This is a genomic window from Motilibacter deserti, assembly GCF_011250635.1.
GTDB classification, from domain to species: Bacteria; Actinomycetota; Actinomycetes; order Motilibacterales; family Motilibacteraceae; genus Motilibacter_A; species Motilibacter_A deserti.
Map to the genome: position 1 here is coordinate 1 of NZ_JAANNP010000190.1, position 2,493 is coordinate 2,493.

Genomic DNA, 2,493 nt, shown 5'->3' on the forward strand with positions numbered 1-2,493 from the left:
GCTGGGGCGTACCCGCATGACCGTCCGTGAGCTGCTCTCGCTGGCTCCCGGCGCCGTGGTCGAGCTCGACCGGGCGGCCGGCAGCCCCGCGGACCTGCTGGTCAACGGGACGCTCATCGCGCGCGGCGAGGTCGTGGTCGTCGACGAGGACTTCGGCATCCGCATCACCGAGATCGTCGGCCCGAAGGCTGACGGCGAGGGCGCCGCGTGAGCGGTTCCACCTTCGGGATGCTCCTGCGGCTCTTCCTGTCGCTGGGCGTCGTCATCGCCCTCATGTGGCTGGCGGCCAAGGTGCTGCGCGGCTCGATGGGCGGCAAGAACACCGGCGCGCTGGAGATCCTGGCCCGTCAGCAGCTGTCCCGGGGCGCGTCGGTTTCGGTCGTACGCGTCGCCGACCGCGCGCTCGTGGTGGGCGTCACCGAGAACACCGTCACCCTGCTCACCGAGACCGACCTGGAGCTGATCCAGGCCGCCCAGGAGGCGGGGCAGGAGGCGACCGACGCGGACGGCGACACGTCGGTCACGGTCGACGAGGACGGCAACGTCCACGTCGTCGCCTCCAGACCCGCCCGCACCGGCGTCTCCGCCGGAAGCGGCCCGCTGGCCGGGAGCATCCTCAGCCCGGACACCTGGCGCCGCACCGTCAACGCGCTCCGCGAGCGCTCCACGAGGCGATGATGAGCTTCCTTCCCGCGGCGTCCCGGCGCCGCCCTTCCTTCCTCCGGCGCGCCCTCGGCACGCTCACCCTCGCCGGGACCTTCCTCCTCGCGGGCGGTGCGTCCGCGTACGCCGCGGAGCCCGGCCCGGGCGGCCCGCAGGGGCCGGCGTCCCCGACCGGCCCGACCAGCGTGAACGTCGACCTCGGCGGCATCGTCGGGCGCCCGAGCACGTCGATCGTGACCATCCTGGCGCTGACGCTGCTCGCGGTCGCGCCGTCGCTGCTGCTCATGACGACGAGCTTCACCAAGGTCTTCGTCGTGCTCGGGCTCACCCGCAACGCCCTGGGCGTGCAGAACGTCCCGCCGAACCAGGTCCTCGCCGGCCTGGCGCTGTTCATCTCGCTGTTCATCATGGCGCCGACGCTGAGCGAGGTGAACGAGCGCGGCGTCCAGCCGTTCCTCGCCGGCGAGAAGACCCAGTCGCAGGCCTTCAACGACGGCGTGCAGCCGCTGCGCGAGTTCATGGTCGACCGGACGCGCAAGGACGAGTTGGCCCTTTTCACTAAGGTCGCGGGGGAGGACAAGCCGACATCTGCTGCAGAGGTTCCGCTGTCGACGCTGGTCCCGGCCTTCGTCCTGTCGGAGCTGAAGAGCGCCTTCATCATCGGCTTCATCATCTTCATCCCGTTCCTCGTGATCGACATCGTCGTCAGTGCGGCGCTGATGTCGCTCGGGATGATGATGCTGCCGCCGGTGATGATCTCGCTCCCGTTCAAGCTCCTGCTGTTCGTCCTGGTGGACGGTTGGGGGCTTGTGGTGACCGCCCTCGTCTCCAGCTACACCTAAGGACTTCGATGACCGACGCCGCCATCCTCGAGATCGCCCTGCAGACCATGATCATCGCGGCCAAGCTGTCCGCGCCCATGCTCCTGACGGCGCTCGGGATCGGCTTCGCGATCTCGCTGTTCCAGTCGGTGACGCAGATCCAGGAGGCGACGCTGAGCTTCGTCCCCAAGGCGATCGGCGTGGGCATCGCGGTGCTCTTCTGCGGCAACTGGATGATCCACGAGATGGTGACCTTCACGCAGCAGATGTTCGAGAAGGTCCCCACGCTGCTGTCGGCGGGCTGAGTGTGAACGTCGAGATCGCCGCGCCGCTGCTGGTCGGGCTGCTGCTCGCCAGCGTGCGGGCCGCTGCCTGGCTGCTCCTGGCGCCGCCGTTCTCGACGCGGGCGGTCCCGGGGGCGGTGAAGGCCATCCTCGCGGTCGCGCTCTCCGTGCCCGTCGCGCCGCGACTGGCGGAGTCGGTGCCGGAGCTGACCGCGGCGGGCCTGATCTCCAGCGCCGTGCTGCAGGCCTTCACCGGCGCGGCCCTCGGCTTCATCACGTACCTCCTTTTCGCCGCCGTGCAGGCCGCCGGCGACCTGATCGACCTCTTCGGCGGCTTCTCGGTGGCCCAGGCCTTCGACCCGCTGTCCATGTCGCAGAACAGCGTCTTCGGCCGGTTCACCTCGCAGCTGGCCGTGATCCTGCTGTTCGCGCTCAACGGCCACCTGCTCGTCATCCGCGGGTTCCTCGCGTCCTACGAGGCGGTCCCGCTCGACGCGTCCATCGACGTCGCCAAGCTCGGGGAAGTCCTCACGACGGGGATCACCGAGTTCCTCGTTGCCGCCCTGCAGATCGCAGCACCGCTGATCGGAGTCCTCTTCGTGGTCGATGTGGGCCTCGGGCTGCTGACCCGCATCGCCCCCGCCCTCAACCCGTTCCAGATCGGGTTCCCGGCCAAGATCCTGGCCACGCTCCTGCTGTTCGGCGCCTGCGTCCCGCTGCTGCCG

At 69.8% G+C, this 2,493-nt stretch carries 5 protein-coding genes; all 5 read left to right on the top strand.

Annotated features, from left to right (window positions below; translation table 11 throughout):
- Positions 1–211, top strand: a 211-nt coding sequence (gene fliN, locus G9H71_RS22190) for a flagellar motor switch protein FliN (RefSeq protein WP_166284935.1), incomplete at its 5' end; no start/stop codon positions are given.
- Complete coding sequence (gene fliO / locus G9H71_RS22195) at positions 208–678, top strand: flagellar biosynthetic protein FliO (RefSeq protein WP_166284936.1); 471 nt, start codon at positions 208–210, stop codon at positions 676–678. The genes fliN and fliO, both read left to right, overlap by 4 nt.
- Positions 678–1,505: a flagellar type III secretion system pore protein FliP gene (gene fliP, locus G9H71_RS22200; RefSeq protein ID WP_231135310.1), complete on the top strand. Its 828-nt coding sequence runs from the start codon at positions 678–680 to the stop codon at positions 1,503–1,505. Before fliO ends, fliP begins: the two co-directional genes overlap by 1 nt.
- An 8-nt stretch (positions 1,506–1,513) precedes the next feature.
- Positions 1,514–1,789, top strand: a complete 276-nt coding sequence (locus G9H71_RS22205) for a flagellar biosynthetic protein FliQ (RefSeq protein ID WP_166284938.1) — start codon at positions 1,514–1,516, stop codon at positions 1,787–1,789.
- Positions 1,790–1,791: 2 nt separating this feature from the next.
- A partial coding sequence (locus G9H71_RS22210) for a flagellar biosynthetic protein FliR (RefSeq protein WP_166284939.1) occupies positions 1,792–2,493 on the top strand: 702 nt, incomplete at its 3' end.

Bases quoted from the DNA above. Each gene is read 5' to 3' on its own strand.
- fliP (WP_231135310.1), top strand. From the start codon at position 678: ATGAGCTTCCTTCCCGCGGCGTCCCGGCGCCGCCCTTCCTTCCTCCGG.
- G9H71_RS22205 (WP_166284938.1), top strand. From the start codon at position 1,514: ATGACCGACGCCGCCATCCTCGAGATCGCCCTGCAGACCATGATCATC.